This window comes from Pseudomonadota bacterium, assembly GCA_030860485.1.
In the GTDB taxonomy this organism is placed as follows: Bacteria; Pseudomonadota; Gammaproteobacteria; order JACCXJ01; family JACCXJ01; genus JACCXJ01.
In genome coordinates, this window is sequence record JALZID010000330.1 from 1 (window position 1) to 2,305 (window position 2,305).

Below are 2,305 nucleotides of genomic sequence, written 5' to 3' on the forward strand. Positions count from 1 at the left end.
GCTGGCATGCGAAAAGATTGGGCAAAACCCCTGATGGACAAATTCTACGAGCTACTGCAAGCACAACCCCTCTACCGCGAGGTCTTCGGCATCATATAGCGGGGAAATTATGAGGGGATTGATAAGCATAAGCACACCTCACGGCTGCTCCTCCTCCAACCCGTCCACTCCTTGTTCCTGATCACCGAGGCCTTGAGGTACGTCGATATTCCGTCGTCCGTATAGAACTTCAGCGGCTCGCCCGTCGATCCGCTTGTGCTGTTGAGGTGCAAACGATTGCCCGTCAGCGCTGCCGTCTGCAGGCGGTCGTGGTTCCGCCGAATCGTGGCTTTGGTCAAAACCGGCAGGCGCGCGAACGTCTCCGCCTGTGCCAGCTCCCGCGGATCTACCCCAAGCGCATCGATTGCATCCCGGTAGTAGTGAAGCCATGTTCCTTCAGGGCGGTGAGCTTGTGCTCGAAGGACCCCACGGACTCTGACAGCATGTTCCAGATCCACGAATGGCTTTCGAGGCCAACGCTGTGGAACATGAGGACCGGAACAATCTTACTGTTTCGCAGGAGTCGCATCGGTGTGCTGGTCCAGTATGCTGCGGTACAGCTCTTCGTAGCGATCGCCGACCGATTGTATGGAAAAGTCGGTGCGGCAGCGAGCATGGGCGCTCCTGCCAAGTGCTGTTCGCCGTCCTTCATCCAGAACCAATGCCTCCATCGCCTCGGCCAGCAGAACCGGATCCCCCGGGGCAACGAGCAAGCCCTCCGATCCTGCTGCGATTGTGTCTGGGATACCCCCGACGCGGGTGGCTACGATCGGCAGTCCGAGGGCCATGGCTTCGAGCAGGGCCATAGGTTGGCCCTCGCGCAACGAGGACAGGACGAAAGTATTGAATCGGCGCAACCACGACTGGATATCGTCCTGGAAACCGACGATATGAATGGTAGAAGCGAGACGCAAAGCGGAGATCTCGGCTTCCAATCGGTTCCGCTCCGGGCCGTCGCCGACGATATAGAGCTCCACATCGTATCCCTTGTCACGCAAGAGCCCTATTGCCCTGATAAGGGTGGGGTAGTCCTTGGCCTCCACCAGGCGCCCGACTGTGCCGAACGTGTAACAGCCGGCCGGCTGTGAGACAAGCGGTGTACACACCTCGGTGCCATTGGGGATCAGTGGGTCCGGTTAATTTCGGGGTAGGTGCCCTGAAACCCAATAACGGCGCGGCTTCCCATGGATTGCCAAGGTGTCTCCGATTTGAACAGTGCAGGCCGTTTCGGCCACCCTTCCGGCTTTTGCTCCGCCGGAGGGTGCGATGAACATTGGCAAGACCCTGTTTGCCCAGATCATGGACTTCCTGCCGTGGAAGACCTTCCACCGGATTGTGGCACGCTACCGAGGCGACCACCGTGTCAGGAGGCTCTCCTGTGCCGAGCAGTACCGCTGCATGGCCTTCGCTCAGCTCACCTATCGCGAAAGCCTGCGCGACATCGAAGCATGTCTGTCGGCCCAGGCGGCGAAGCTCTACCACATGGGGTTTCGGCAGCCGGTCAGCCGCTCGACGCTGGCCGATGCCAACGAGGCGCGCGATTGGCGCATCTATGCCGACTTCGCCCAAGTGCTGATCGCGCAGGCGAGGAAAATCTACCGCGAAGAGGGTTTCGGGGTGGAGTTGTCCAATACCGTCTATCCGCTCGACGCCACTACCATCGACCTGTGCCTGTCGGTATTTCCCTGGGCGCCATTTCGCTCGACCAAGGCCGCGGTGAAACTGCACACACTGCTCGATCTGCGCGGGGCCATCCCGACATTCATCCACATCTCCGATGGCAAGCTGCACGATGTCAATGTGCTCGATATTCTCATCCCGGAGCCGGGTGCCTTCTACGTGATGGACCGGGGCTATCTCGATTTCGAGCGCCTTCACGTGCTGCATTGCGCGGGCAGCTTCTTCGTCACGCGCGCCAAGTCGAACATGGATGCACGACGGGTTTATTCCCGTCCCGCAGATCGCGCCACCGGCGTCATCTGCGACCAGAGCATCGCGCTGAATGGCTTCTACAGCAGCCAGCATTACCCCGAACATCTGCGGCGCATCCGCTACAAGGACCCCGAGTCCGGCAAAAAGCTCGTGTTCCTCACCAACCACTTCGGGCTGCCCGCGCTCACGATCTGCGCGCTGTATCGCAGCCGCTGGCAGGTGGGCGTGTCCAGTCAAGGGCACATTGTCCAGTCGGTGGAAGTCCGACCGAGGCCAAAAGACTCAGGCCTCGTAGCTTGGGAGGCGCCGTGGCGCGAGAGCAAGACGGCGGAGC

3 protein-coding genes are annotated in these 2,305 nt (G+C 60.3%); 1 reads left to right on the forward strand and 2 read right to left on the reverse strand.

All coding sequences use genetic code 11. The annotated features are described in order from the left end of the window. Nucleotides 1–385: 385 nt before the first annotated feature. Both M3461_20700 and M3461_20705 read right to left on the reverse strand, forming a co-directional pair. Nucleotides 386–529, reverse strand: a complete 144-nt coding sequence (locus M3461_20700) for a hypothetical protein (GenBank protein ID MDQ3776594.1) — start codon at nt 527–529, stop codon at nt 386–388. A gap of 16 nt (nt 530–545) precedes the next feature. Continuing rightward, entirely contained in the window at nt 546–1,145 is a 600-nt protein-coding gene (locus tag M3461_20705) for a glycosyltransferase (protein MDQ3776595.1), read from the reverse strand. Nucleotides 1,146–1,305: 160 nt separating this feature from the next. Here M3461_20705 and M3461_20710 point away from each other — a divergent pair. Continuing rightward, the coding region (locus M3461_20710; GenBank protein ID MDQ3776596.1) for an IS4 family transposase at nt 1,306–2,305 on the forward strand (1,000 nt) is incomplete at its 3' end.